The sequence below is a fragment of the Campylobacter sp. VBCF_01 NA2 genome (assembly GCF_027797205.1).
GTDB lineage: Bacteria > Campylobacterota > Campylobacteria > Campylobacterales > Campylobacteraceae > Campylobacter_B.
Genome location: NZ_CP115607.1, coordinates 535,749 through 561,067, shown reverse-complemented (window position 1 = coordinate 561,067; position 25,319 = coordinate 535,749). Strand labels below are relative to the sequence as shown.

At 40.2% G+C, this 25,319-nt stretch carries 25 protein-coding genes; 6 read left to right on the top strand and 19 right to left on the bottom strand.

The features are described from left to right. Positions 1-3 precede the first annotated feature (3 nt). Positions 4-777 carry a pyrroline-5-carboxylate reductase gene (proC, locus tag PF027_RS02995; RefSeq protein WP_270871989.1) on the top strand — a complete coding sequence of 258 codons (774 nt, stop codon included), beginning with the start codon at positions 4-6 and terminating at the stop codon, positions 775-777. A 228-nt stretch (positions 778-1,005) separates the two neighbouring features. Then, a complete protein-coding gene (locus PF027_RS02990) occupies positions 1,006-1,896 on the top strand; it encodes a DMT family transporter (RefSeq protein ID WP_270871990.1) in 891 nt (296 codons plus the stop codon). 10 nt (positions 1,897-1,906) lie between these two features. On the opposite strand, the gene PF027_RS02985 is transcribed toward PF027_RS02990, so the two are convergent. The 17 genes from PF027_RS02985 to mnmG all read right to left on the bottom strand — a co-directional run bounded on the left by PF027_RS02985 (position 1,907) and on the right by mnmG (position 18,959). After that, complete coding sequence (locus tag PF027_RS02985) at positions 1,907-2,470, bottom strand: hypothetical protein (RefSeq protein WP_270871991.1); 564 nt, start codon at positions 2,468-2,470, stop codon at positions 1,907-1,909. Between the two features lie 35 nt (positions 2,471-2,505). Continuing rightward, positions 2,506-4,101: an arginine--tRNA ligase gene (argS, locus tag PF027_RS02980; RefSeq protein ID WP_270871992.1), complete on the bottom strand. Its 1,596-nt coding sequence runs from the start codon at positions 4,099-4,101 to the stop codon at positions 2,506-2,508. A gap of 3 nt (positions 4,102-4,104) precedes the next feature. Beyond that, positions 4,105-4,308: a twin-arginine translocase TatA/TatE family subunit gene (locus tag PF027_RS02975; protein ID WP_270859118.1), complete on the bottom strand. Its 204-nt coding sequence runs from the start codon at positions 4,306-4,308 to the stop codon at positions 4,105-4,107. A 9-nt stretch (positions 4,309-4,317) separates the two neighbouring features. Next, positions 4,318-4,932: a guanylate kinase gene (gene gmk / locus PF027_RS02970; protein WP_270861909.1), complete on the bottom strand. Its 615-nt coding sequence runs from the start codon at positions 4,930-4,932 to the stop codon at positions 4,318-4,320. Next, positions 4,933-6,813: a hypothetical protein gene (locus PF027_RS02965; RefSeq protein WP_270877346.1), complete on the bottom strand. Its 1,881-nt coding sequence runs from the start codon at positions 6,811-6,813 to the stop codon at positions 4,933-4,935. Between the two features lie 58 nt (positions 6,814-6,871). Next, the gene (locus PF027_RS02960) at positions 6,872-7,513 is read right to left on the bottom strand and encodes an ABC transporter ATP-binding protein (RefSeq protein WP_270861911.1); all 642 of its coding nucleotides are present in this window, start codon (positions 7,511-7,513) and stop codon (positions 6,872-6,874) included. Positions 7,514-7,515: 2 nt separating this feature from the next. Beyond that, positions 7,516-8,574: a translation elongation factor Ts gene (tsf, locus tag PF027_RS02955; protein ID WP_270877345.1), complete on the bottom strand. Its 1,059-nt coding sequence runs from the start codon at positions 8,572-8,574 to the stop codon at positions 7,516-7,518. Next, the gene (gene rpsB, locus PF027_RS02950) at positions 8,574-9,368 is read right to left on the bottom strand and encodes a 30S ribosomal protein S2 (RefSeq protein WP_270860623.1); all 795 of its coding nucleotides are present in this window, start codon (positions 9,366-9,368) and stop codon (positions 8,574-8,576) included. The genes tsf and rpsB overlap by 1 nt, the downstream gene beginning before the upstream one ends. Positions 9,369-9,613: 245 nt before the next feature. Next, complete coding sequence (locus PF027_RS02945) at positions 9,614-11,581, bottom strand: HsdM family class I SAM-dependent methyltransferase (protein WP_270871994.1); 1,968 nt, start codon at positions 11,579-11,581, stop codon at positions 9,614-9,616. After that, positions 11,562-11,963 carry a type I restriction enzyme HsdR N-terminal domain-containing protein gene (locus PF027_RS02940; RefSeq protein WP_270871995.1) on the bottom strand — a complete coding sequence of 134 codons (402 nt, stop codon included), beginning with the start codon at positions 11,961-11,963 and terminating at the stop codon, positions 11,562-11,564. Before PF027_RS02940 ends, PF027_RS02945 begins: the two co-directional genes overlap by 20 nt. Before the next feature lie 63 nt (positions 11,964-12,026). After that, positions 12,027-12,875 (bottom strand): polyphenol oxidase family protein, encoded by an 849-nt coding sequence (locus tag PF027_RS02935; protein WP_270871996.1) that lies wholly within the window; start codon positions 12,873-12,875, stop codon positions 12,027-12,029. Then, positions 12,839-13,462 (bottom strand): riboflavin synthase, encoded by a 624-nt coding sequence (locus PF027_RS02930; protein ID WP_270871997.1) that lies wholly within the window; start codon positions 13,460-13,462, stop codon positions 12,839-12,841. Before PF027_RS02930 ends, PF027_RS02935 begins: the two co-directional genes overlap by 37 nt. Positions 13,463-13,516: 54 nt before the next feature. Beyond that, complete coding sequence (locus tag PF027_RS02925) at positions 13,517-13,924, bottom strand: hypothetical protein (protein WP_270871998.1); 408 nt, start codon at positions 13,922-13,924, stop codon at positions 13,517-13,519. A gap of 9 nt (positions 13,925-13,933) precedes the next feature. After that, on the bottom strand, positions 13,934-14,491 hold the full coding sequence (locus PF027_RS02920) for a radical SAM protein (protein ID WP_270877344.1): 558 nt from the start codon (positions 14,489-14,491) through the stop codon (positions 13,934-13,936). Positions 14,492-14,594: 103 nt separating this feature from the next. Then, entirely contained in the window at positions 14,595-14,918 is a 324-nt protein-coding gene (locus PF027_RS02915) for a c-type cytochrome (RefSeq protein WP_270872000.1), read from the bottom strand. 108 nt (positions 14,919-15,026) lie between these two features. Then, a complete protein-coding gene (locus tag PF027_RS02910) occupies positions 15,027-16,589 on the bottom strand; it encodes a cyclic peptide export ABC transporter (RefSeq protein ID WP_270872001.1) in 1,563 nt (520 codons plus the stop codon). Between the two features lie 498 nt (positions 16,590-17,087). Next, positions 17,088-18,959: a tRNA uridine-5-carboxymethylaminomethyl(34) synthesis enzyme MnmG gene (mnmG, locus tag PF027_RS02905; protein WP_270872002.1), complete on the bottom strand. Its 1,872-nt coding sequence runs from the start codon at positions 18,957-18,959 to the stop codon at positions 17,088-17,090. A gap of 91 nt (positions 18,960-19,050) precedes the next feature. Between mnmG and PF027_RS02900 the strand changes: the two genes are divergently transcribed. From PF027_RS02900 to PF027_RS02885, 4 genes are all read left to right on the top strand, one after another. Next, positions 19,051-19,536, top strand: coding sequence for a YbaK/EbsC family protein (locus tag PF027_RS02900; RefSeq protein WP_270872003.1), 486 nt, complete (start codon positions 19,051-19,053; stop codon positions 19,534-19,536). 263 nt (positions 19,537-19,799) lie between these two features. Continuing rightward, positions 19,800-21,155: an adenylosuccinate lyase gene (purB, locus tag PF027_RS02895; protein ID WP_270860740.1), complete on the top strand. Its 1,356-nt coding sequence runs from the start codon at positions 19,800-19,802 to the stop codon at positions 21,153-21,155. An 18-nt stretch (positions 21,156-21,173) separates the two neighbouring features. Further along, a complete protein-coding gene (locus tag PF027_RS02890) occupies positions 21,174-22,574 on the top strand; it encodes an anion permease (protein ID WP_270872004.1) in 1,401 nt (466 codons plus the stop codon). Positions 22,575-22,626: 52 nt separating this feature from the next. After that, positions 22,627-23,586 carry a helix-turn-helix transcriptional regulator gene (locus tag PF027_RS02885; protein WP_270872005.1) on the top strand — a complete coding sequence of 320 codons (960 nt, stop codon included), beginning with the start codon at positions 22,627-22,629 and terminating at the stop codon, positions 23,584-23,586. A 14-nt stretch (positions 23,587-23,600) separates the two neighbouring features. Here PF027_RS02885 and PF027_RS08250 read toward each other — a convergent pair whose 3' ends face one another. After that, entirely contained in the window at positions 23,601-23,705 is a 105-nt protein-coding gene (locus PF027_RS08250; RefSeq protein ID WP_442867876.1) for a winged helix-turn-helix transcriptional regulator, read from the bottom strand. Positions 23,706-23,849: 144 nt separating this feature from the next. Further along, complete coding sequence (locus PF027_RS02880) at positions 23,850-25,247, bottom strand: carbon starvation CstA family protein (RefSeq protein ID WP_270859151.1); 1,398 nt, start codon at positions 25,245-25,247, stop codon at positions 23,850-23,852. Between the last annotated feature and the right edge of the window lie 72 nt (positions 25,248-25,319).

Genomic DNA, 25,319 nt, shown 5'->3' with positions numbered 1-25,319 from the left:
GCGATGAAAATAGGATTTATAGGCGCAGGAAATATGGGCGCAGCGATGATAGAGGCGCTCGTGGGGGCGAAATTTGCAAAAGATAAAATTTGCGTTTATGGCAGGGAAAAAGGCGAGAACCTCTGCGCAAAACTAGGCATAAAATCCGCTAAAAATGAGGCAGTGCTTGCAAATTTTGCCGATATTATTATTTTGGCAATCAAACCTGCCGTTTATGAGAGCGTCCTAGAAAAAATAAAATATAATTTGGAAAATAAAATTTTAATTTCGCTTGCGCCAAATTTCAGCGTCTCGCGCATTGGCGAGCTTTGCGGGGCACAAAAAATCGTTCGCGCCATGCCAAATACTCCTGCTAAAATTTCGCTTGGAAATACTGCGCTGTGTTTTAGCGGAGTTAGCGAAGAGGAAAAAGCCAAAATCAGGGAAATTTTTAGCGTATTTGGGCAGACTTACGAGATTGAAGAGAGCAAATTTGCGATTTTCACAGCCATTAGCGGAAGCTTGCCAGCGATAATTTTTAACCTAATCGAAGCCGCTAGCGACGGGGCTGTGCGCGGTGGGATAGCGCGCGAAATGGCGCACGATATCATCGCTAATGCCGTGATTGGCTCAGCTAGCCTATGCGCTCGCACCAAAGCCCACCCACGCGCACTCAAAGACGAGGTCTGCTCACCGGGAGGCACCACCATAGAAATGGTCGCAACACTCGAAAAAATGGGCTTTGCCGCAGCTATCATCGAAGCAATAAAAGCTTGCGAAGAAAAGGCAAAAGGCTAAATTTGGCTTTTTGCAAAATTTCGCTAAATTTGCATTTTTACAAAAACTTGCAATTTGGCGAAATTTAAAATTTCAACCACAAAATTCAAATTCTGGCGCAGGATTGCGGGCTTGCGAAGCGGAAAATTTATAATTAATTCTTGATTATTTTGTAAATTTAATTACATTTTAAAATTCCAAATTTAAGCCAAATTTGCTAAATTTTTGCCAAATACAAAAAGGGTCTTTATGAAAAATTTAAGCATGGAATTTAGAGCAGATATTGGCATGATTTTTGTGGCGATTGCCTTTGGGTTGGGGTATTTGCCCACAGCATGGGCGATTGAGAGCAACGATGTTTTTGTCTTGCTTTTTTGGCGATTTTTTATCGCTAGCGTGATTATCGTGGCTCTGTTTTGGCGCAAAATCAAATCTATCTCGCGCACGCAAATCCGATATGGCGTGGTTTTGAGCCTGTTTTTGTTCGCGGGGTTTGTAAGCCAAGCCTTTGCAATGAAATTCGCCGCTAGCTCGTCGGCGGCCTTTATCGTGGGGCTAAATGTCGCACTCGTGCCATTTATCGCCAGCATTTTGTTTGGATACAAAATCTACTCATACGCCTATATCGGCGTTGCTTTCGCTGTGGCAGGGCTTTATCTCATCTGCCAAACCGAGCTTGGCTTTGGAGCGGGCGAAATTTTGGCACTCGTTTGCGCGAGCGCGTATTCGTTTCATATCGTGCTGACGGCGAATTTCGTGCGCAAATGCGAAATTTTTGGCATGGTCTATGTCCAAATCGCCTCGCTTAGCCTGTTTTGCGCATTGGCAAGCTACTTTGTCAGTGGCGTGAGTGTCGCGCCCGTGCTGGATACGAAATTTTTCATCGCGATGATTTTCATTTGCCTTGTAGGGACGGTTTTTGGGTTTTTTGCGCAGGCTTTGATGCAGCGCTACACCACGCCGATTAAAGTCGCTCTGTTTTTCACGCTAGAACCAGTAACTGCGGGTATTATGGGGGTTTTCGTAGGTGGAGAAATCCTAAATCGCTGGCAAATTTTAGGCGCTGTTTTGATAATCGCAGGCGTGCTAATCAGCGAAATTGGAAGCTATTTTAAGGCGAAAAATCAAAATTTGGGCTGAAATTTAAAATTTATTTTAACGGAAATCTTAAATTTAGGGCTTTTAAAAATTTATCAGATTTGCGCTTATAGTAGATAAAACTAAAAAATACTTTAAATTTGACATAGGCATTTACCACGCCCATGCCATAGACGATTGCGACAATGCAAAAGAAAAGAAAATAAATTAGCTTGTCGTAAAAATACTCTATCCGCGCGATTTCTTCCACGCCAGATACGATAACCGCGCTCATAAATGCGACGAAAAGTAGCGAAAATACCACGCCACAAAATCGCTTTATCAAGTTCCAATTTCCCCAATAAGCCGTGGTCGAATAGCTAGTAACACTAAGCGCGCTATAAGTGCCCTCTTGCCAGCCTCTGGTGTAAATCACATCGATCAAATCGCCGTTTTTCGCCCACCATTTGGCAAAAATCGAGCTGAACCTAAGCCCTCCTACATGAAAAATCACGACAAAAAAATTCTCCCTCACCTCGCAGGCACGCACATCGCTGATGATTCCGCTAATTTTGCGCGCACCCGGCGGGAGCGGTTTTTTGATTTTATAAAGTAGAGTTTTGATAGGATTTTTCATTTTGAAATGAAATTTTGCCGAAAATTCGGCAAAATTTACATGCGCTCTTTCGCACTTAGCCCCATTAAGCCAAACGCCGTGCGAATACTAAGCGCGACAAGGGCAAAAAGTTTGAGTTTGGCATTTTCGTTTTCGCTGCCAACCACGCGGTTTTCGTTGTAGTATTTGTGAAAATCTGCGGCTAGAATTTTAAGGAAATCAGGGATTTTTTGCAATCCTCTGCTAGCAAAAGCTTCGTTTAAAACCTCATTTAGCGTCATCGCCTCAAAAGCCAAATTTAGCCCAGCTTCATCAAGCGTGCTAAAATCTGCGCCCAAAACCTCGCTATCGCTCATATTTTTGCCAGCTTTGCCAAAAATTTGATAAATTCTAGCGTGAGCGTAATTGATATAAAATATCGGGTTCGAGCTGTCTTCCTTGCCAAGCTCGTCAATGTCGAATTCTAGCGGTGTTTCGCCCTTTTTGCTAATAAACATAAAGCGCAAATTATCTTTGCCAATCGCGCCCAACACATCGCTCATTAGCACGCTGGTGCCTGATCGTTTGCTCATTTTAAACGCTTCTCCGTTTTTTAGCAAATTTACCATTTGCATAAGCACGATTTCTAGGGCATTTTCATCGTATCCTAGGAAGTGGATTGCCGCCTTTAAGCGCGCAATATAGCCGTGGTGATCTGCGCCCCAGACATTGACATATCGCTCAAATCCGCGTTCAAATTTGTTATTGTGATATACAATATCGCCCGCTAGATATGTCGGACGGCCGTCCTCGCGAATGACGACGCGGTCTTTTTCATCGCCCACAGCACTGGATTTGATCCAAACCTTACCGCCTTCTTTATACATTTCGCCACTTTTTTCAAGCTTGGCAATCGTCGCGTCAAGCTCGCCATAAAGGCTCTTTTCGCTAGCCCAGTTTTGTATAGTAATCCCACAATCAGCCAAATCTTTTTTGATGATTTTCAAAACCTCGTCTTTGGCGAATTCTGCAAGCTCTAAAATTCTACCATCATCGTAAAAAATCTCTTTGCCAAATTTCTCTACGCTTAAATTTACCAGCTCATCGATATACTCGCCGCGATAGTATTTCTCGGGATACTCGACGCTCTGCCCGAAAATTTCCTTTGCGCGCAGTATCATGGAAATACCAAGCAATTCGATTTGATTGCCAGCGTCGTTTATGTAATACTCTGTGCAAACCTCGCTACCTAGGTAGTTTCCTACCTTAGCGAAGGTATCGCCATATACTGCGCCCCTGACATGGCCTATGTGAAGAGGGCCGGTTGGATTCGCGCTGATGTATTCAAGCAGGATTTTTTCGCCTTTATGCTCTGCGCTATTTTTCGCAAAATTTTCGCCCAAATTTAGCGCATTTTGGGCTAAATTTCCAAGCACACTAGGTTTTATATGAAAATTCAAATACCCATTTATCGCACTTGCTGATAAAATTTCGTTATCGCTAAATTTAGCTGCCAGCTCCTGGGCGATGATTTTAGGGGCTTTTCTAAGCTCTTTTGCGAGCGAAAAAGCCACAGGCGAAGCATAGTGAGCTAGGGTTTTGTCTTTTGGTTTTTCGATGATTACCTCGCGCCCTAGGACGCGAGAGATTTCGTTTATAGCTAAATTTTTCAAAAACTAAGCCTTTTGAGATTCATCAGCTTTGGTAGTTTCGCTCTCTTTTTTCACACTCTCTTCAAGCTTTGGGTCGTCTTCCATCTCTTTTTTAAACGACTTGATACCCTTGCCTACGCCTTTTGCAAGCTCAGGGATTTTTTTCGCTCCGAAAAGCAACACTATAATAGCCAAAATAATTAGCAATTGTTGAACGCTAACGCCCATTGTCTCTCCTTATTTCCAAGATTTCATAACCGCTGAAATATCGCATCTAGCGGTTTCTAATCTGATTGTTTTGTAGATTGATTTAAAATTTAAATACGCGCTTTCTAGCTCGTCGTTGATTACGAAATAATCGTATTGCGCGAGATATTTTATCTCATCTTTTGCGTTTTGCAAACGCGTAGCGATATCGCCAGAAGCTGTATCTGCCCGTGCTAGCAGACGCTTTTCTAGCTCTGCTGGACTCGGAGTGGTTACAAAAACCGTAGTAAGCTCGTTTTTGCTTATTTTTTGGCGAACGATTTCGAAACCTTGCACATCAATATCAAAAATCACAATTTTACCCAAATTTAGCGCCTCTCGCACGGCTTTTAACGATGTGCCGTAGTAGTTGCCATGCACGAGCGCCCACTCTAAAAATTCGTCATTTTCTATGCCGGCTTTGAATTCGTCTTTGCTGATGAAATGGTAATTCACGCCGTCTTTTTCGCCATCTCGCATATCCCTTGTGGTAGAACTGATAGAAAAATATATCTCATCTGTGCCAAACTCAGCGATAAGCCTCTTTATAAGGGTGCTCTTACCGCTGCCGCTTGGACCTGAAACTAGTAAAATTTTACCTAGCAATTATTTATCCTCAAATGAGATATTGATATTGATTCTAAGGTCTTTAAGTGCTTCTTGTATGTTTTCCTCGCCAGAGAATTGCTCCAACACACTAGCGATATTTGCCTCTAAATCGTAGCGCAACTGCTCTTTTAGCTCATCAACGCTCAAAAATCTACGCTCTTGCTCTAAAATTCGATTAACCTCATCGCGAGTTTTTGGTGCGACATGCGCAGGAACCTCGCTTTGAGCGGTCGGCTCGACACTGACATCGACAGCTGGTTTGATATCAGGTAGCTCTACGCCGCTTGCGACTTGCGGTAAATCCAAATCATCAAAATTTGGTTTTTCATCTTTTTTCTCATCTTGCGCTGCCGCTTTAACAGGCTCGGAAGCGACTTTTTTATCTTTTTCAAGGGCTAAAATATTATCAAAAAGCAAATCATCATCGCCAGTTTCCTCATCGTCCTCATCTGAGGTCTCATCTTGTGAAATTTGGGCTTCTGGCTCAGCCTTTGCTTCGTCCTCGCCGTGCTCTACACTCTCAAATGCTGGCTCTAACGAAACATTTGCCAAAGGAATTTCTGTGTCGCTAGCTAGCGCGATTGGAGCTTCACTCTCTTTTTCGCCCTCTGCTTTATCCTCTGGCTCATCATCACTAGAATTATCAAACATCGAAGAAAACATCGAACCAAAATCACTATCAGAGTCATCACTCTGCTCTTTTGGTTCTTCTTTGGCTTCTTCTTGCGCTTTTTCTTTTGCTTCTTCTTTTTGCTCTTCTTGTGCCTCTTCTAGCTCGTTATTTTGCGCAATCTCGCTAAGTGGCATATCGTCTGAAATTTGTTCCATAACAGCACTTAGTGGCATGTCATCATCAATATCATCTAGCGAAATTTCATCTGCTAATGCGCTTAAAGGTTTATCATCGTCAAGATCATCAAGTGAAATTTCACTTAATGGCGTATCATCATCGATATTTTCGGCCAATGCAGATAGCGGGACATCATCATTTACATTATCTAACATAGCAGAAAGCGGTGTGTCATCATCGATATTTTCAGCTAATGCAGATAGCGGAACATCATCGTCAGAGTTATAAAAATCATCTAAAAGGCTTTCGAAATTTTGCGTGCTAGCCTCGCTTTGGCTAGCTTCGCTACTTTCAGAAGCCACCTCGCTAGCTGGCTCTACGCTAGCTTCTGCGGTAGTTTCGGCCTCATTTGCAGGCTCACTAACGCTCTCATCACTTGGTTTAGCTTCTGACTCGCTAGGGGCAAGTTCTAAAACCAAATCATCTAAATTATCAGGAATTTCGATATTAAAAGGCTCATTTTTTGCAGGTTCAGATTTTACTTCGTTTTGCGTCTCATCGCTAGCTTCTGCGCTAGTAGCAAGAGAGATTGTATCGCCAGCATCGATATTTAGAGCTGGTTTTGGTTTTGGCGCAGGGTTTTCAGCTTTTGTTTCCTCATCTTCGCTATCGTTGATTGGCGCTAGGCCGATTCCAATATCAGCGCCCTTGTCGCTCTTTTCATCGATTGACTCGATCTCTTTCATCATCGAGCTTACATCGGCGAATTCTTGTGCCATTTTTGATTTTATCTCAGGATTTGGTTTTGCCGATGAAAATCCGCTAATAAATTTAATCAATTCAGCAGGCGCAAATGGCTTAGTCAGCGTGTGTGTCGCGCCTACGATAATATCGTCTTTGGAGATCAAAAACAGGGTTTTATCGACATCAAAATGAGAAATGCTATCCTCTTCACTATAATCTTTTATCACCAAATCATAATCTTGTTCGTCCATGCTATATTGCGCTAAATCAGAGTGTGTGCGTTCGCAACAAATATTAACTACTTTTGCAACTTGTTCATTTGTGCTATCAAGTAAAATTTTCATTTTTAGCCTTTTTGAAAAAAAATTTCCCTATTTTAGGATAATTTTGGTTAGTGATTGCTTATATTTTAGCTAAATTTTGATTATTTAGGCGATAAATTGACGAACATTTGCCTGCAAGTGACTCATCGTGGGTAACAAGCACGAGTGCGCCGTCATTTTTGGCGATATAATCAAATATCACCTCCATGACCTCATTAGCGGTGTTTTTGTCCAAATTTCCAGTTGGTTCATCGGCAAAAATAATGCGTGGGCGTTTGTTTAACACCCTAGCGATACTGACGCGCTGCTGCTGACCACCGCTAAGTTCGCCGATATTTTGGGATAGCGTCCCAGTAATTTTTAGTTTTTCTAAAATTTCATAATCAATTTTGTTGTTTGTGAGCTTAGCTGCAAGTTCGATATTTTCTTTGACAGAAAAGCCCTTAAAAAGGTAGTGTGATTGAAAAATTATACCAAAATCATGCCTGCGAATTTTAAGCCGTTCGTCCGCGCTTAGCGAGTATAAATTTGTGTCATTGTAAAAAACTTCGCCCGAATTTGGCTTTAAAAGTGTGCATAAAATATGCAAAAGTGTGGATTTACCGCAACCACTCACGCCCAAAATGGCGCTAGTAGAATTTGAATTTATTGTGATATTTATATCGTTAAAGAGCGTATAATCATACGCATGTGTAAGATTAACGCCCTTTAAAAGTGTCATTTTTAGCCGATTTGTGCTGCGACTTCTGCTGCGAAGTCATCGACTTTTTTCTCTAAGCCCTCGCCTACTTCGAAGCGGACATATTTTACGATTTCGATTTTGCCACCGAGTTTCTCGGCTGTCTCAGCCACTACTTGCTCGATAGTTTTTTTATCGTCCATTACGAAAAATTGTCCCATAAGCGTAAGTCTTTGATCGATTTGAGTGTTATCAGCGATAAATCTATCGATTTGACCTGGGATAATTTTGTCCCAAATTTGCTCAGGTTTGTTTTGTTTTTTAAGTTCTGCTTTTAAATTCTCAGTCTCTTTTGCTAGCACCTCATCAGTGATTTGAGCGCGTGAGCCATATACTGGGATTTTGTGCAAAGGTTTGCCTAGTCTTACTCTCTCTTCATTGTCTTTTTCTAACTCGCCCACAAGTGCTGCGAATTCTTTTTCGATAAATTCTTTATCCAAATCTTTGTAGCTAATCACGCTTGGTTTCATAGCTGCTGCGTGCATACAAAGGTTGCGGATTAGATCTTTTGCGCCTTCGGCAGTTTTTTCGCTATCGCAAGCTGCTGCGATGATGACGCCCACACGGCTGTTTGAGTGCAAGTATCCTTGGACTACGCCGTTTGCGCCAGCTTTGACGGTTTCAAATCTGCGGACAACCAAATTTTCGCCGATTGTTGCGATTTGAGTTTTTAGGTGATCTTCGAATTTTACGCCGTCGATTACGCTCTCATTTAGTGCTTCTAGTGTTTGGATACTATTTTTTTGCACATGCACAGTGATATTTTTAACTAAATCAATGAAATTTTGGTTTCTAGCGACGAAATCAGTTTCTGAATTTACCTCGCTGATTGTTGCTTCGTTGCCATTGACTTCTACGCATACTAGACCTTCGCTAGCTAGGCGATCTGCTTTTTTTGCAGCTTTGCCAAGACCTTTTTCGCGTAGTAGATCTACGGCTTTTTCCATATCGCCGTTTGTTTCAACTAATGCTTTTTTGCAGTCCATCATACCTGCGCCAGTGCTTTCGCGCAGTTCTTTTACCATTTGTGCTGAAATTTCCATTATTCTGCGTCCTCTGCTGTTTCGAAATCTTCTTCGCTCATCGCTTCTTCTACGATTTCATCTTTTTCTTCTTGGCTTACTTCTGCTTTTTCTTCGCTTACTTCGCCGTCTTGGTCTCTTAGCGCTTTTCCTTCATTGATAGCCTCAGCCATTTCTTGGCAGAAAAGTTGAACCGAGCGGATAGCGTCATCATTGCCAGGAATTGGGAAATCTACAACATCAGGGTCGCAGTTTGTATCTAGCGGAGCTACGACAGGGATTTTTAGTCTGTTTGCTTCTGCTACGGCGATTTTTTCTTTTACTACATCGATGACAAAAATCATATCAGGCAAGCTTTTCATATTGCGAATTCCGCCCAGATATTGCTCTAATTTCTCTTTTTTGCGGCGTAGCATTAGGGCTTCTTTTTTTGTTAGAAGGTTGATTGAGCCGTCTTCTTCCATAGCTTCGATGACTTCTAGTTTGCGGATTGATTGTTTGATAGTGCTGAAATTTGTTAGCATACCGCCTAACCAGCGATGATTTACAAATGGCATTCCGCATTTTTCAGCATATTCACGCAAAGTCGCACCTGCTTGTTTTTTAGTGCCGACAAATAGCACTGTTTTGCCCTCAGCTGCTGCATCGCGAACGACATTGTAAGTGTAGCGGAAGTAGCGAATAGTTTTTTGCAAATCTATGATATAGATACCTTTTCTCTCGCCGAAAATGAATTTCTTCATTTTTGGGTTCCAGCGGCGTGTTTGGTGACCAAAATGAACGCCACATTCTAATAAATCTCTCATTGTAACCATGAGTTTTCTCCTTGTGGGACTAGCCCGAAATTTAGTTTCTTCCTCCGCATTTTTTAGCAAATTTAGGGCTTTTTGGGCGTGAAATTTGCTTTCACAACTTGCCAAATTTGCAACTAAATAAGGATAAATGCGTGTGAAATGAAATGTGGATTATACTGAAATTATTCTGAAATTAAGATAAATTAAAAATTCGAGATTTCGCTACAAAAATACATAGTAAAAATCTCGAATTTGATTATAAAAAATTATGAATTAAATAGTTTTGTATTAAGATTTATAAATTCCCTTGAACTGTTTATATAATTTTTTATAGCATGTAATTTATAGTCACTTAATTTCGGAAATACTATGTCGCATAAATCGTTTTCTTTTACATCAAGCATAATTGAACCAGTTGCCAATGCTTTCATTTGTATTAAATAATCTTGTGAAAATAAAAAACCATAAAAACTAAGCCTTTTAACTTCATCATCAATTCTAATACGATAGCACCCATTTGTTAAAATAAAATTTTCTGCATTATCATGCAAAATCATAGCAAACGATTCCAAACTTCCTTTTAACTTTGATATACATATATCATATTTTTGCAAATTCATTGCAGCCCTATTTGGTAATTGCCAACCTTTTAAAATATTATCTAACCTATATGAGCCATATCCAATATTGCCTATATCTAAGTAAATATAGTCATCATGAGATATTTTTTTTACTTCTTTTTTATTTGTTATTTCATCTGCTAATAATGTAAAGTAATCTTGTGATTTTATCTTATTTATAGTTGATATATATTCAAATTCATTGCTTTCTGCTCTTAAAATCAAATTTTTTAAAAAATTATTTCTAGTTATATACGCATAATCCATATTAGTGTTTTCTTTTTCAAAACCACTTATATTATTATCAAAAATAAATTGTTTAAATTTTTGTAAAATTAACGGAAAATCACTTAATGGAATTTTATTATTATCTGTATCTAAAATTTCAGTTCCATTATTTTCATCTCTTTGATATAATCTATCTAATGTTTTTTTATGAAAATCAAATCCTACATCATTGGCTACGGCAGTAAAAATCCTATAATCATTTTCCATTTTTTCTTTTTTTACTACTAAAATTCCAGTTTTTACACCAGTATTACTACCCTTAAAAACGCCTTCTGGCAAAGAAATATAAGCTACTATCCTATAATTGAGTAAAAATTTTCTAATCGCAACATCGCTAGGATTATTTAAATATCCATTTGGCAAAATTATACATAAAATACCATTGTTTTTGAGCAATTTTAGACTTCTCTCTATAAATAATACACCAAGCCTTTTTCCTTGATTATCTTTGCTATCAAAACTTTTGCTTTTGCCACTTTTGAAATATTTAAAAATATCATATTGTTCTAAAATATCATCACTTCCATTGAAAATAGTTTGAGTTCCAAACGGTGGATTGGTTATTACTAAATCAAAACGCTCATTATATATATCAAATTCAGCAATACTATCTTTTTCATAAATATTTGTTTTGCCGTCACCATTTAATATCATATTCATTTTAGCAACTTTACAAGCTTCTGGCGAACAATCAAAATAATATAAATTTTCTCTAATATTTTTATTCTTTTTTAAAGCACCTATCAAAAAATCACCACTACCACCAGCTGGGTCTATAACTGTCGTCATATTTCCTATAACCAGCATTCCAACAATAAATTCTATAATATCAATAGGTGTATAAAATTGTGATAATTCCGTTTTCAAAGTGCTTTCTGCATATTTCATAAACAATGCTTGTAATACTTCTTGTCGAGATTCCAACAATGTATATTGTTCTAATAATTTAACTATTTTTATCAAAGTTTCATTGTGCAGGTTAAATTCATCATCTAAATCTAATTTATAATATTTGTTCGCCTTTTCATATAATTCTTGCATTTTAGTTTGCAAATCTTTTCCAACCTGAAAACTCAACGGCTCGTCATCATTACAATGCTCTTTTTCATCATAATATTTGCATATTAAAATTTTAAAAAATTCTTTATATGATTTTTCTTTTGTTGAACCCAAATTGTGTAATAATTGATGAATTATATATAGAAATGGATAAAATGATTTTATTGGTTGCAAGTCAGAATATTTTAATGGCTCATCTTTGAAAGTCCAATTATATTTTGGAAATTTTACAAAAGGATATTCTTGTTCATAGCCCCCCCCCCGCATCTAAAAATACATTTTCTACACCATCATAATAAATTCCATAAGTAGCTTTATTTTTTATCAGTGGTGGCTTTAATTGTGTTTCTATTGTTTCATTTTTTTTATTTACATCATCTCTCTTTATTTCGGCTATTAGAAAAATCTTTTCTTTTTTGTCGTCATCATAAATAACAATGTCCGCTCGTATATTATTTCTACCAGAATTTCCTAAATTATCCCAAACAATTTTTTCAAAATCAAATCTTTCTTTTGGATAACCCAAATTTAATAGCTCTTTCACGCACTCTATTCTACGATATTCTTCTGTAAAAGTTAAATCATCTTTGGCTTTTTCTTTAACTTTCAGTTCGCCACGAATTGGACAATTTAGTGTTTTGTTTGACATATAAATCCTTTAATGAAAATATCCCAAATTTTATAATATTTTTTCTTAAACACATTTGTGCAACTATATATTTATAAAATTTTTCACCACAAACCCGCAAAAACGCCCTGTTACGCCATCTCGGCGGTATGAGTAAAGATGATTTTCGCAATGAGTGCAAAATTTGCTAAATTTGAATTTTTTTATGCCAAGCTCAGCAAATTCAGCCTTTAAAGCCAAATTCATATCAAATTTATTTCTACGCTTAAAGGCGTTAAATTCTCCCAAGTCCATTTTCCCCACTTCGTAGCACTCGCCCCTTATATTTGCCCCCACGATTACGCTTAAATCGCAAATTTTCGTGCCGTAAATTTCACTCATTTTAAAGGCTGTTTTGGTTACGATTTTTTGCGTAACCCCGACTCTACCGGCATGAGCCACGCCCACTGCGCCGCTTTTTTCATCGAGCAACAAAACAGGCGAACAATCCGCCACCATGACACACAGTCCCACGCCACGCAAATTTGTAATCATTGCGTCGCACTCAGGGAAAATTTTCATAAATTCACTTTGCAAATTTTCATCTTTAAATTTGTCAAATTTAAAAAATTCATCAAATTTAGCGTGGAAATTTTGCAAAAAATTTTCATCTATAACGCAAATTTTATCGCTATGAATTTGGTTCATAAAAATTAAATTTTTTATTGGTAAATTTAGTAAATTTGCTAGTTTAAAACGATTTTTTAGCACATTTTCAAATTCATCGCCAACATGAAAAGCAAGGTTAAATTTATCAAATTTATCCAAATTTTCGCAGTCAAAATTTCGCGGTGCAGTATCGTTAAAAATTGCGTTAGCTAAGCCAAATCTATCGGTAAAGCCGAATTTAAAGGCGTTTAATAAAGGCTTGAAATCAAATTCACCTGATCCCACGACAAACTCTCTTTTTTCTCGCCCACAAAGCCCAAAATTCGCGCTGCGTATCTTGCGAGCAGATCGGTTTCGACATTTACCTTTCGCCCTGCTTGAAACTCACCAAATAGCGTATCTTTCATAGTTTGCGGGATTATGGTTAGCCGAATTGCGTTAGGCAAGACTTCGTTTATGGTTAGGCTAACGCCGTCGATTGCGACCGAGCCTTTGTTTGCGACAAAGGGCATTAAATTTTTTGGCAAATTTATAAAAAAATCATATCCGCTTTTTAGCTTTGTGATTTTTGTGATTTCGCCCACGCCGTCGATGTGGCCCTGCACCAAATGCCCGTCAATGCGATCTCCAAGTCGCATAGCAGGTTCGATATGCACTCTGCCTCTGAAATTTTGCGTGGCGATGAGTGCGGCGGTTTCGCTCGAAATCTCCACGACAAAGCCGTCAGATAAAATTTGCGTTACGCTCAAACACGCGCCGTTTATGGCGATACTATCGCCGATATGCTCAGGGCGAAATTTGGCGCGAATTCGAAGCGAATTTCCGCTAAAACTAATGACTTCGGCGATTTCTCTAATTAGTCCGTTAAACATTTTTTCTCCAAAATTTTTGCGAAATTTTACAAAAAACAGCTTAAATTCGCAAATTTATATCCTAAATCCAAGTGAAGCGACAAGCTTCATATCGCCTTTTATGCTATCGCCGGTGGTGGTGAGAAAATCCCCTGTAATAGCCGAATTTACGCCAGAATTTAGCGCTTTTTCTATACTTTTACCAAGCTTTACGCGTCCGCCCGCAAAACGCAGATAAACGCGCGGTAAAATAAATCTATACACAGCAATAGAGCGTAAAATTTCTTCTTCGCTAAGCGGCGCGCAGTTTTGAAGCGGAGTGCCTGAAATCGGCATTAAAATGTTTATCGGCACAGAGCTTACGCCAAGTTCTCGCAACTCAAACGCCATATCTATGCGGTCTTCCACGCTCTCGCCAAGCCCAAAAATCCCGCCGCTACACACATCAAGCCCGACAGCGTGGCAGTTTTTGATAGTTTGCACTCTATCATCTTAGCTGTGTGTGGTGCAAATTCGCGGATAAAATCTGCGCGAAGTCTCTAAATTATGATGATAGGTTTTCACGCCACTATCTTTAAGCTTTTGCAAGGCTTCTTTTGTGGCAATCCCAAACGAAGCGCAAAGGTGCAAATTTGTCTGCTCTCTTAGCGCACGATAAATTTGCTCGATTTTTGGCATATCTTTGTCATTTTCTCTTATCCCACGACCACTGGCAACGAGCGAAAAGCGATGAACTTTTGCCTTTTCGTTTTGCCCTGCCATTTGCAAAACGGGCGTAGTCTCCAAAAGCGAGTAAGTTTCGCAACCTGTTTTAAAATGCGCAGACTGAGCGCAATATTTGCAATCTTCCGAGCATTTGCCAGAACGCGCATTTATAATCGAGCAAAAATTAAACTCATCGCCACAGCAAATTTGCCTAATCTCATTTGCCGCGCTCAAAAGTGCGTCCAAATCGCTAGTTTTAGCTAAATTTAACGCTTCGTTTTTGCTTAAATTCTCACTGGCGATAGCCTTGTTTTTCATCTCGTTTATAAAATTTAAATCGCTCATAAAAGCTCCAAATTTCAAAATTTCAATGATTATAAATTTGATTAAATTAAAAAAGCCTGACGCGAGGGGGACGCGCCAGGCTAGAATTGATTAAAAAGGGGGATTATTTTTTGCTTTCGATGAAATCAGCCAATGCTGCGATTGACTCGTCATCTAGTGTTGCGACTTGGCCTTTCATTACGCCAGCCATGCCGTATTTGCCCTTACCGCCGTCGCCGACAGTGCCTTCTTTGTAGCCTTTGATACTAGCGACAATATCGTCTTTTGCAAGTGTGTTTAGCGCTGGAACTTTACCGCCTAGGTAAGGTTTGTCAGCGTTTGCGCCGTGGCATGCTGCGCATTTTTTGAATAGCGCCTCTCCGTCAGCAGCAAAAGCACTTGAACTAATTGCCGCTAATGCAGCACATGCGATGAAAATCTTTTTCATTTTCGATCCTTTCAGTTAAATTGCGTGTGAAGTATAATCTAAATTTTGTAAATTAAAATTAAATTTTTATCAAAGAAAAATTAATCCGACAAAATTTATAGCGAAATTTCAGCGAATTTGTGAAATTTCGCCCCCGCTCATTTTATAAATTTTATCTGCCACGCCGAAATATTTATCATCGTGACTTATCGCAAATATCGTGTATCCGCGCTCTTTGAGCCTTGGGATTATGCACTCGTAAAAGTGCGCGCGAAAGTGTGGGTCTTGATCTGCTGCCCACTCATCGAGCATGATAAATTTGCGCCCTTCGCTTAGCGCAGCCGCGAGTGCTAGGCGTTTGCGCTGACCTGCGGAGAGATTTGTGGTGCTAAATTTGCCCCCTTCGATACTGACCTTTTGCGAAATTTCCATGATCTCTAACCACTCGCGCGCAGTATTTTCATCACCCACGATATAATCAAACAGATAAAAATCGCTAAAAACCGCGCTTATGTTGTTGCTATACGCGCGAAGCTCATCGGCGCATATAGCGCGCCCATCGGCGCGTATTTCACCAGCTTGCGCGCCATAAAGCCCAGATAAAATCATAAACAGTGTCGATTTGCCGCTGCCGTTTTCGCCGACTAAAAACACGACCTCGCCCGAATTTATGGCTAAATTTAGGTTTTTCACGCCAAATTTGCCGTTTTTATAGGTAAAGCTTACATTTTTTAATTCGAGTTTTTCCCACGCAGGCAAATTTTTTATTTCAAATCCTGCCACATGCGGATCTAGCCCTAATTCCTCGATTTTTTGGTAAGCGATTTTGGCGCGCAAAATGCTTGGGAAAGAGAAAACAAGCATCATTAGTGGCGCGCGCAAAAATAGTATTGTAAGTGCGATTGTTACGGCATTTGCGAGAGCCTGTGCGCCACCATTTAGCCCCCAAAACAGCACCACACCCACAGCGCCTAGCATCATCACACTCATAAAATTCCCCGCAAATGCCTGATAAACCTGCGCTTTTAGCGAGGTTTGGCGCAGATTGTTTGCGTTTGGGATAAACTCATTTTCGTAAAGATAGCGCGCTTTTTTTATGTTTAGCGAGAGCTCCTTGTGCCCCTCGATTGCCTTAGAATAGTTCTTGTAAAGCTCGTCCTCATTTTTGCGGTAAGCGTCGAAATTTTGCATTACTTTGCGCATGATTAGCTGGTTTAAAATCATCAGCGCGCCGATCCACACGAACAAAAACAAAAACATTTTCGGCGAAATGTAAATCGTATAAATTCCAGCGAACACGACCGTCATACCGCCCTGAATTAGCTCGCTAATGCGCATAAATCCGTCAGTCAGGCGCGAAATATCAGAGCTTAGCGACGCCAGCAAATTCGCCTTTGACGCGGCCTCGATGCGCTCAAATTTCGTATCGATTATCTGTTTGATGACCTTTGAGCGCAGGTTGAAGACGAAGTTGTTTTCAATCACGCAAAGCACGGCGCGCGAAGCTACCGAAAGAGCCAAAAACAGCACCAAAAGCCCAAAAAACATAAAAATTAGCGAGGTCGTTTTCTCGCCCTCGCCTAACAAATATTTGTTGATAAACGCTAAAATCGCGATTCCAGCGCCACTATAAACTGCATTAAAGATAATCATTAGCAAAATTTGCTTGCCAAAACCTTTGTAGTGTTTCAAAATTTTGTCCTTAAATTTGTTTAATCGCAGAATTTAAGCACAAAAAATTTTATAAATTTTAAATTTGGTAAATTTGAAATTTTAAAATTTCGCATTTCGCTAGCGCAACCCCCAAACACTGCCCCGAAATTTACTCGCAATGACAATGGCAGGCAAATTTGTTAAATCTGTCATTGCGAGCTTTCGCAGAAAGCGAAGCAATCTACGAGCGAAAATTACCAAAATGCAAATTCCGTGTCATTGCGAGAAAACGAAGTTTTCGAAGCAATCCAGTAAAATTCAGAGTAAAATTCAACCTAAATTTTGCATTGAACGATTTTTTGAATTTAACCTGCGCCGTGAAATTCTCTGTAAGGGGGAGGGCGCGCTTTTTAGGAGACGCTACCCTCCCCCTTACCAACCCCCACCCCTGTGAAACCTTAGAAGTGGCTAAATTTAAAAAGCGTTGCTTTTTAAATTTAGCTGGTTTTATTTTTACGGAAATGCTTCGCATTTCCTTTATTTTTTCCCGCGCATTTTGATATAAATGTGCAAAATATCAATCGCGGCAGGTGTTACACCTGAAATCTCGCTTGCAGCAAACAGCGTCGGCGGGGCAAATTTTTCGAGTTTTTCGACCACTTCATTGCTAAGCCCGCTAACCGCGCGAAAATCGAAGTCCGCAGGGATTTTCACACTTAGCATATCCTTCATTTTATCAATACTGGCGCGCTGTTCGGCGATGTAGTGTTTGTATTTGCACTCGACTAAAATTTGCTCCAAACTCTCATCGCAAAATCCCGCAAAAATCGGATCAAGCGACTTTAATTTCTCTTTTGTAAAGCTCTTTCTGGCTACGATTTTTTGCAAGCTTACATTTTGGCTTATCGGCTCCTCGCCAAGCTCTGCTAAAAACGCCAAATTTGCCTTGTTTGGCGTGAGTTCTTTGGCCTCTAAAAACTCCACGCCAGCCCTCGTCTCGCCCTCAATCTTGCAAATTTTGCTATAAATTTCATCATCAATCAGCCCTATTTCGTGGCCATATTTGCCAAGGCGCAAAATCGCGTTATCCTCGCGCAAAAGTAGCCTAAACTCGGCGCGCGAAGTGAACATTCTGTATGGCTCTTTCGTGCCTTTGGTGACCAAGTCATCAATCAGCACGCCGATATAAGCCTCATCACGGCGCAAGATTAGTGGCTCTTTGGCGCGCACGGCAAGACCTGCGTTAATACCCGCCATAAGCCCCTGCGCCCCAGCCTCCTCGTAGCCTGTGGTGCCATTAATCTGTCCGCCAAGATACAGCCCCGAGACCTTTTTGCACTCCAAAGAGTGTTTGAGCTCAGTTGGATCGACATAATCGTATTCGATAGCGTATCCTGGGCGCACGATTTTGGCGTTTTCAAAGCCCTTAATCGAGCGGATAAAGCCAACTTGCACATCGTAAGGAAGCGAAGTCGAAAGTCCATTGACATAATACTCGCTAGCCTGTGCAGTCTGGGGCTCGACGAAGACATGGTGGCGCTCTCTATCTGGGAATTCGTAAATTTTGGTTTCTATGCTAGGGCAATACCTTGGTCCTGTGCTTGAAATTTGCCCAGTAAACATCGGCGCGCGGGCGAAATTTGAGCTGATTATCTCGTGGGTTTTTTCGTTTGTGTAGGCGATGTAGCATGGAAGCTGATTTGGCGCGAAATTTTCGGTGCGGAAGCTAAATGGCTTTGGATTTTCGTCGCCGTCTTGACGCTCCAAGACGCTAAAATCAATTGTTTTTGCGTCAATTCTAGGGCAGGTGCCGGTTTTGAGCCTGCCCATTTTTAGCCCGAAAGATTTGAGCGAATTTGAGAGATTTTTCGATGGTAATTCGCCCACGCGCCCCGCTTCTATGGTGCTTTCGCCCACATGCACAAGGCCGTTTAAAAATGTGCCGGTGGTGATGACGACCTTTTTGGCGGTGTATTCGTTGCCAAGGTGGGTTTTCACACCTCGCACGATGATTTCATCATCACGATTTTCGCTTAAAATTTCGGTTGCGATCTCTTGCGTAAGCTCCAAATTTGGCGTGTTTAAAAGCAAATTTCGCATATAAATGCGGTATTTATCCATATCGATTTGCGCACGCGAACCACGCACAGCTGGGCCTTTGCTCTCGTTTAGTATGCGAAATTGAATACCGCACTCATCGGTAGTGCGCCCCATTTGACCGCCAAGAGCGTCGAGTTCTTTGACCAAATGCCCCTTAGCTAGGCCTCCGATTGCAGGATTACAGCTTGCAGCACCTAATTGCTCGACTAAAATCGTAATCAAAAGTGTGCGCACGCCCATTTTCGCGCTTGCTAGCGCAGCTTCGATTCCAGCGTGTCCGCCGCCTATAACTATCACATCATAATTCATATTTTTCCTTTAAAATTTTGCGTGCGATAGTATCAAAAACTCTATGAAATTTTGGTAAAATTGAGCTTTTAAAATTTAAAAAGGATTGAAAATGAGCGAGAAAATTTTTAATAAAATCGTTGAAATTTTAGAGGCTAATGGGGCAAAATTTCGCGTCGTAACTCACGATAGCGTAGGCACTAGCGCAGAGGTTGCCAAGGTAAGAGGCACCGAGCTTGGACAGGGTGCAAAAGCTCTAATTTGCACCCTAAAAGGTGGCGAAGAAAAAATCTATGCCCTAGCTGTGCTTCCAGCCGATATGCAAGCAGATCTGGGCGCGCTAGCAAGGGCGTTTGAGCGAAATCGTGCTTCGCTAGTATCGCCAGCAGAGGGGTTGGAGCTAAGTGATTGCGTTTTTGGCTCTGTGCCGCCGTTTAGCTTCCACGAAAAGCTAGTTTTAGTCTGCGACCCTGCGCTTTTTGAGCGATATGACGAAATCGCATTTAACGCAGGCTTGCTCGATCACTCGGTGATTTTAGACGCGAAAGATTACCAAAAAATCGCAAATCCAAAGCTGGTAAAATTCGCTAAAATTTAGCCAAATAAAAATTTGGCTTTTTTTAAATTTAAACGGACGAATTTTGACATTATTTTTAAAATTATTCCCTAAATTTGGGCTTAAATTTAAATAAATCAAATTTAGCCAAATTTCAGCAAATTCCCAAAACAGCGCACTTTTTTAAATCAAAATTTCACTAATCCAAATTTTTTAAAATCCAAACGGACAATTTCTGACATTTTTATTCAGTAAAATTTTGCCAAGAAAATTAGAAAAACAAATTTCTTTTTAAGGAGTGCGAAATGGCATCAGGTGTAGTAGATAGTAGAGTTTTTAGAGTTATGTTCGTCAGCGAAGAGATGAGAAAGATTTTCAGCGACGAAAACAAAGCGCAAAAATGGCTAGATACCGAAGCTGCTCTTGCAAGAGCGCAAGCAAAACTAGGCATTATCGAGCCAAGACGCGCCGAGCAAATCACAAAATTTGCCAAAGCCGAGCTTTTAGATTTAGACGCGATAGGTGAAAACTACAAAAGCTCTATCACAATCGTTCCTTTGCTAAAAGAATTTAAAAAGGTCTTTGATGATGATAGTGGCGAATTTGTGCATTGGGGTGCGACAAGCCAAGATATTATGGATAATGGTATGGTTTTGCAAATCAAAGAAGCCTTGCCACTTATCAAAAAACTTTTAGAAAAAACCTACAAAGAGGCATTGAGAATTTCAGCCGAGCACAAAAACACAGTTATGGCTGGTAGAACGCATGTAATACACGCTTTGCCTATTACATTTGGTTTTAAAACCGCAATGTGGGCACAAGAAATTCGCAGAAGCCTTGATAGATTAAAAGAGATTACTCCAAGAGTTTTAGTTGGTCAATTAAGCGGTGCGGTCGGCACTATGGCAAGCCAAGAGGGCAAAGGCTTAGAAATGCAAAAACTTATGATGGAGGATTTGGGCTTAAATATCCCTGTGATTTCATGGCACCCAAGCAGAGATCACATGGCTGAGTATGTATCTACGCTAGCGATAATCGCAGGAACAATCGGACGCATCGCAAGAGAAATTTTAAGTCTTCAAAGAACTGAAATTTGCGAGGTTGAAGAGCCGTTTTTCATGGGAAAAGTAGGAAGCTCTACTATGCCACATAAACGAAATCCGCAAGTTTGCGAGGGCGTAATCGCTCTAACTAAAATTGTCCGCGCACAAGCTCCTTTAATGGTAGAGGCTATGGAGTGCGAAAACGAGCGCGACTGGGGTTGCGAGGCAGTCGAGTGGGACGCAATTCCAAAAAGCTCTATTTTAATCGCAGGTGCGCTTGAAAAAATCAACGATATTTTAGAAAATTTACTTGTTTATCCACAAAATATGAAAAGAAATCTCAACGCACTAAAAGGCGCAATGCTAAGCGAAGCCGTAATGCTACACCTAGGCGAAAAGCTTGGTCGTTTAACTGCGCACGAAATCGTTTATGAAGTTTGTATGAAAGCCTTCACAGACGGCAAACCAGTAATTGATGATCTTTTAGAGCGCGAAGAGGTTAGTAAATATTTCACAAGAGCAGATTTAGAAGAAATCATGCAACCTGAAAAATATGTCGGATTGAGTGCTACTTTTGTAGATAGAGTTATCGAAGATAGTAAAAAATACTTCGGATAAACTTAAAAAGGATAAGCTATGAATAAGCTTACAAAAGGAATTCTAGTCATTGTCGTCGGAATACTTATATGGTTTTGTCCGCACCCTGAGGCTGTAAGCGATCAAGCGTGGCATCTTTTTGCCATAGTTTTTGCTACGATTTTAGGTCTTATTCTCCAACCGCTTCCAATCGGAGCGGTTGCCTTTATCGGTGTTACGATTACGATTTTAACTAAAACGATGAAACCAGCAGAAGCATTAGCTGGTTTTGGGAATTCGACTATTTGGTTAATCGTAAGCGCGTATATGATAGCGCGCGGATTTATCAAAACAGGGCTTGGTAGGCGTATTGCTTATAAAATCATCTCGCTTTTGGGAGATAGCACCTTAAAGCTAGGTTACTCCATCGTCATAAGTGATGCGGTTATCAGCCCTGCTATGCCAAGTAGTGGTGCTAGGGCTGGTGGAATTTTATTTCCTATCGTAAATTCGTTAGCTAAGGCGTTAGGTTCTGAGCCTGATGGAAGCAGAAAAAAGGCAGGAGCATATTTCATGCAAACGCTTTGGCAAGGAAATACCATTACAAATGGTATGTTTCTAACCTCTATGGCAGGAAACCCGCTGATTGCAAGCTTAGCGTTAAGCTCATTTGGTGTGGAGATTAGCTGGACATTGTGGGCACTTGGTGCAATAGTTCCTGCGATTTGTTCGCTTATAATAATCCCCTTTGTGCTTTATAAAATTTATCCGCCCGAAATAAAGGCGTTTCCACAAGGCAAAGAAATCGCAAAAGCCGAACTTGCAAAAATCGGACCTATGCAAAAAAGTGAAAAATGTATGCTAGGCGTTTTTATCGGCTCTTTGCTTTTATGGGCAACCGGAAGCTTAACAGGCATAAATGCGACCAATGTCGGTATGATAGCGGTTTGTGTTATGGTTGCTCTAAAAATTTTAGAGTGGAACGATGTCATCGGCGAAAAAGGCGCATGGGATACGCTAATGTGGATGGGTGCGCTAATCGCACTTGCAGGCGGTTTAAATAAACTTGGCTTTATCAAGTGGTTTTCAGACACCGTCGCAGGCGGTATGGGCGATATAAACTGGATTTTGATAATGGGAATTTTGCTTTTAATCTATGTTTATTCGCACTATTTATTTGCTAGTTTAACAGCACACATTACTGCGATGTATGCGGCTTTTGGTGCAGTTGCTATCGCAGCGGGAGCTCCTGCTGTTTTCGTAGCGCTCGTGTTTGCTTATGCAAGCAACCTTATGATGCCAATCACTCACTACGGCGGTGCTCCCGGACCGATAATCTTTGGTGCAGGTTACAACACCCAAAACGAGTGGTGGAGGCTAGGATTTATCACAACTCTAATAAATCTGTTTATTTGGACGGTAATAGGCGGAATTTGGTGGAAAGTTCTAGGTTTATGGTAAAATAAAAGAGCGGATTTTTCCGCTCTTTTTAATTTTTAAATTTGGATTTTTCATGGCAAATAAAAAAGTTTTTGAAATTTTGGAATTGCTTAAAGATTTCGTTAGCGGAAAAGAGATAATCATCGAGGATTATGCCCTACAAACAGGCATTTCAACCCGCACAGCCAGAAGATATGTAAAAGATCTGCGAGAGATTTTTGGCGAAGAATTTATCGCAAAACTCGCCAAAGGAAGCTATATCTGCAAAAATACAGAATTTTTCAAAACCTTTATCAGCCCCAACAAATACCAAAACGAAAGCGAAAAACTCATCGATTTGCTCCATATCATAAATCCCGGATTTAGTAAATTTTTGCCACAAGCGCACAAAAAAGTCGATGAAAAACTCGAAAAAGAGCTAAGCGAAATTTTTTTAATAAAAGGCTCACCGCACGAAAAAACACCAAATTTAGATATTTTTGCCAAACTTCAACAAGCGATTAAATTTAAAAAATATACAAATTTAAAATACGATAATGAAATTTTAAAAAATGTGAAAATTTTAAAGCTTATTTATTCAAAGGGAAATTGGTCTGTCGCAACGCTCAGGGATTGCGATAAAAACAGCGGTTTCGAGGTTTTAAGAGTAAATTTTATAGATGAGATTAGGTTGCTTAAAAACACTTTTTATACCGACAAATACACAGAAAATTTTATACAAAATTTAGAAACATTTTTTGACGGATACAGAGCCGAGCCCTTTGTGGTGCGGGTAGCTATCTCGCCAAAAGTGGTTAAATTTTTCGAGAAAAAGACATTTTTCGCTTCTCAAAAAATCACCGATGAAATTTTAGAAAATTCATGGAGAGTGGTCGAATTTACCATAAGTAGCGATGATATGCTAATGCCACTAGCAAGGCGTTGGTTTCCTGATTTTGTGATACTTTCGCCGAAATCAACAAGGGATAAATTTGATAAATTGGTTATGGATTATCTAAAATTTGGGAAAAATTTAGATAGGCTAAATTTGTAAATTTAGCCTAAATTTCACTCTCCACTCATTTGCGTTTGCGCCCAGAGATAGAGCGATTCAAGAGCTGGGATTAGCGTTTTACCGCGACTTACGAGAGTGTATTCGACCGTAGGTGGTATGGTAGGATACTATTTAGCTATAAAAACGCTCAAATTTTAATGCAAAGCTTCGATTTGGCAGATTTTACTCGTGCAGTAGAACAAATTTTAAAAAACGAGTAAATTTTGAAATTTAAAAAAGGGGCAAAATTTGCCCCTTATGGATTATTCTTCGCTAACTTTTTTAAGTCTGAAAAATAGTAGCAAGATAACGATAGTGCCGATGATACCAGCCGCTGTCGCGATAGTCATAGGCATGTTAAAGCCGATTTTCGCATTTACAAGGTAAGCGATTACGACATTTGACATAAAAATCGCTGGGATCAAAGTAACCCAGAAGAATTTACCTCTGCGGTATAGGTAGGCTGACGCTGCCCATAGCATGATAGTCGCAGTTGTTTGGTTCGCCCAACCAAAATATCTCCAAATGATACCAAAGTCGATTTGAGATAGACCGATACCGATAGCAAATAGCGGAACGGCAATGAAAAGTCGTTTTACGATATCTCTTTGTGGCATTTTGAAAAAATCAGCGATAATCAAACGAGCCGCACGGAACGCAGTATCACCAGATGTGATAGGCAAAATAACGACACCAAGAACCGCAATGATACCACCAACAGGTCCAAGAAGTGTTTTTGAGATCTCATGGACTACTTGTGCTGGGTTACCAGCCGCTGCAAGAGCCTCTCTTGTCTCATAAAAACTTAGACCAAGTGTGCACCAAATAAGACCAATAATACCCTCGCCAATCATTGCGCCATAGAAAACCATTCTACCTGATTTTTCGTTTTGGATACATCTAGCCATAAGCGGTGATTGTGTAGCGTGGAAGCCTGAAAGCGCACCACAACTAATAGTAACGAAAAGCAATGGCCATAGTGGAAGGTCTTTTGGATCCATATTTACGAAGAAATTTAGACCCTCTGGATAGAAGCTTCTGCCACTAACGATAAATCCGACAGTAAGACCAACTGACATGAAAATCAGCAAAGCACCGAATATCGGATAAAATCTACCGATAATTTTATCGATTGAAAATAGTGTCGCGATAAAGTAGTAAGCAAAAATGATGATTACCCAAATACCAGCTTCCATACCTGTAATGCCTTTAAGAAGGCCAGCAGGACCAGTTGTGAAAACAACACCAACGAGCACGAGCAATACAAGAGCGAAAATATTCATGAAGTGTTTCGCCCAGTTTCCTAACTGCACACCTACGACGGTAGGGATAGAAGCACCGTTTGCGCGCACGCTCAGCATACCAGAAAAGTAGTCATGCACAGCACCTGCTACAATCGTTCCGATGACGATCCATAGCATAGCCACAGGACCATAAAGCGCACCCATAATCGGACCAAATACAGGTCCAAGACCGGCGATGTTTAGGATTTGGATCAGATAGATTTTCCAATCTGACATTTTGACATAATCCACGCCATCGGCCATGTCATGCACAGGAGTTTTGCGCTCAGCACTGGCACCAAAAACACTTTCTACGAATTTTCCGTATGTAAAAAACGCTCCAATCAGAAGCGCTACACAAAAGAAAAACCAAAGCATTTTTGCCTCCTCAAAAAAGAATTCAAAACAAAAAAAATTGTTTGTAAAATTGTATATAATGTTACATAAATT